Source organism: Acidovorax sp. (assembly GCF_022763525.1).
Classification (GTDB): Bacteria; Pseudomonadota; Gammaproteobacteria; order Burkholderiales; family Burkholderiaceae_C; genus Acidovorax.
On sequence record NZ_JALEGG010000153.1, the window covers coordinates 1 to 2614 of the forward strand.

Annotated in this window: 2 protein-coding genes; one reads left to right on the forward strand and one right to left on the reverse strand. The window is 65.5% G+C overall.

The features are described 5' to 3' along the window. The coding region (locus MRY84_RS11615; protein ID WP_291505886.1) for an aldehyde dehydrogenase family protein at positions 1-939 on the reverse strand (939 nt) is incomplete at its 3' end. A gap of 88 nt (positions 940-1027) precedes the next feature. On the opposite strand from MRY84_RS11615, the gene MRY84_RS11620 reads away from it, so the two are divergent. Further along, on the forward strand, positions 1028-2200 hold the full coding sequence (locus tag MRY84_RS11620) for a pyridoxal phosphate-dependent aminotransferase (protein ID WP_291505887.1): 1173 nt from the start codon (positions 1028-1030) through the stop codon (positions 2198-2200). The last annotated feature ends 414 nt before the right edge of the window (positions 2201-2614 follow it).

A 2614-nucleotide genomic window follows, 5' to 3' on the forward strand; every position in this document is an offset into this window, starting at 1 on the left:
CACCTTCAGGCCCTGGGCGTACTTGGCAAACGCGGCCACGAAATCGGCACGGATGCTCTCGTGCACCAGATAGCGGGTGGGCGAGATGCAGACTTGGCCTGCGTTGCGGAACTTGGCACCGCTGCTGATCTTGATGGCCAGTTCCAGGTCGGCATCCTCGGCCACGATGACCGGGGCATGGCCGCCCAGCTCCATGGTCACGCGCTTCATGTGCTTGCCCGCCAGCGCGGCCAGCTGCTTGCCCACGGGCGTGGAGCCTGTGAACGTGACCTTGCGGATGATGGGGTGCGGGATCAGGTAGCTGGAGATCTCGGCCGGGTCGCCATACACCAGGCCCACGGTGCCTGCGGGCACGCCCGCGTCGGCAAACGCACGGATCAGCTCGGCGGGGCTGGCGGGGGTTTCTTCCGGCGCCTTGACCAGGATGGAGCAGCCGGCGCCCAGCGCGGCCGCGAGCTTGCGCACCACCTGGTTGATGGGGAAGTTCCACGGCGTGAACGCGGCCACGGGTCCAACCGGGTCCTTCAGCACCATCTGCGTGGCCTTGAGGTTGCGCGAGGGCACGATGCGGCCATACACGCGCAGCGACTCGTCGGCGAACCACTCGATGATGTCGGCCGACGCCATGGTCTCGACCTTGGCCTCAGCCAAGGGCTTGCCCTGCTCCTGCACCATGATGGCGGCGATGGCTTCGGCACGCTCGCGCATCAGCGCGGCGGCGCGGCGCATGGTTTTGGCGCGCTCGGCGGCTGGCATGTCGCGCCAGGCTTCAAAGCCCTTTTGCGCGGCGGCAAGGGCCAGATCCAGGTCGGCCCGGCTGGCATGGGCCACGCGGCCGATCTCTTTGCCGGTGGAAGGGTTGAACACGGCGATGGTCTTGCCTTCGGCAGCGTCTTGCCATTGGCCTGCGATGAAGAGCTGGGTGTTGGGGTAAGTCATGTGCAGGGATTGTTCGAAGGGGGTCAAAAAAAGCAGCAAAAAACACTATACGCCTGCGATGATGACCGTGTTGTTGAAGGAGATTGCAATGCGAGAAGTAGTCCAGCACCTGGAAGAGTCGCGTATCCGGGAGGTGGCCAACGAAGGCTTGGGACGCAGCGACGTGCTGAAGTTCTGGTTTGGCGAAAGCGACGAGGTGACACCCGATTTCATCCGTGAGGCAGCCATTGCGTCGCTGCAAAAGGGCGAAACGTTCTATGCCCACAACCTGGGCTTGCCCGAACTTCGGCACGCCATCGCAGGCTACATGCACGGCCTGCACCCGCAGCAGCACACCGACGCCTGGTTTGATCGTGTGGCCGTCACCTCCGGCGGCGTGAACGGCCTGATGCTGGCCATGCAGGCGCTGGTGGATGCTGGCGACGAAGTGGTGCTGGTAACGCCCGTATGGCCCAACCTGGTGGCCCAGCCGCGCATCCTCGGCGCGCAGGTGCGGACCGTGCCGCTGGTGGCGGACGCCGATGGCGCATGGCAGCTGGACATGGACGCGCTGCTTGCTGCCATCACGCCTGGCACGCGCCTCTTGGTGGTCAACGCCCCCAACAACCCCACAGGCTGGACACTGACGCGCGAGGAGCAAGCTACCATCCTGGCGCATTGCCGCCGCACAGGTACCTGGATCCTGGCGGACGAGGTGTATGAGCGTCTGTACTACGCGGGAGGCACCCCCAACGGCGCGGCACCGAGCTTTCTGGACGTGGCCGAGCCAGAAGACCGGCTGATCGTGACGCACAGCTTCTCCAAGAGCTTCCTGATGACCGGCTGGCGCCTGGGCTGGCTGGTGCTGCCGCCTTCGCTCACCCATGCGGTGGGCAAGCTGATCGAGTTCAACACCTCGTGCGCGCCGGTGTTTGTGCAGCGCGGGGCCACGGTGGCACTGCAGCGCACGGAGGAGGTGACGCCTGCGCTGGTGGCGCACCTGAAGACCTGCCGGGACACGCTGGTGCCACTGCTGGCCGATGTGCCGGGGGTGTCGGTGGCTACGCCGCGTGGGGGCATGTATGCGTTCTTCCACATCGACGGGCATGACGAGTGTTTGCCGCTGGCCAAGCGGCTGGTGCGGGAGGCGGGGTTGGGGTTGGCGCCGGGCAGTGCGTTTGGGGGGGAGCCGTCGGGGTGGTTGCGGTGGTGTTTTGCGAGCCGGGATGTGGGAAGGGTGGAGGAAGGGGTGGGGAGGTTGAGGGGGTGGTTGAAGGGGTGATGGGAAGGGTTCTTCAGGTTTTTGGGCGCTAGCGCTTGATGGGAAATCGCTGGCAGCTATTTATTTGATAGCTTTTGATGATTGCGTGTGCCGCTCGGACGGAGCTTGCAGACGCAGGGGGACGATTCCCCAACGGTTCGGGCTGAGCTTGTCGAAGCCGGGGCGCTACCGCTCGCTCGCCCATCTGCGCAGCATGCCTTCGCTGAGGGCGGGAGCCGGGATGTCGCCCCGGCGGGCGAGTCCCTTTCTTTCGCTTCGCCGAAAGAAAGGAACCAAAGAAAGGGCGACCCTACAGGCTGCGTCCCTCCGCTTCGCTACGGGCAACCTGCGGTGCTCGCGATCGGGGTGCGCTGCGGAACTCGCTTTGCGCTGCGCGCGCCGCTCGGACAACCGCAGCGAGTCAGTTCACGAAGC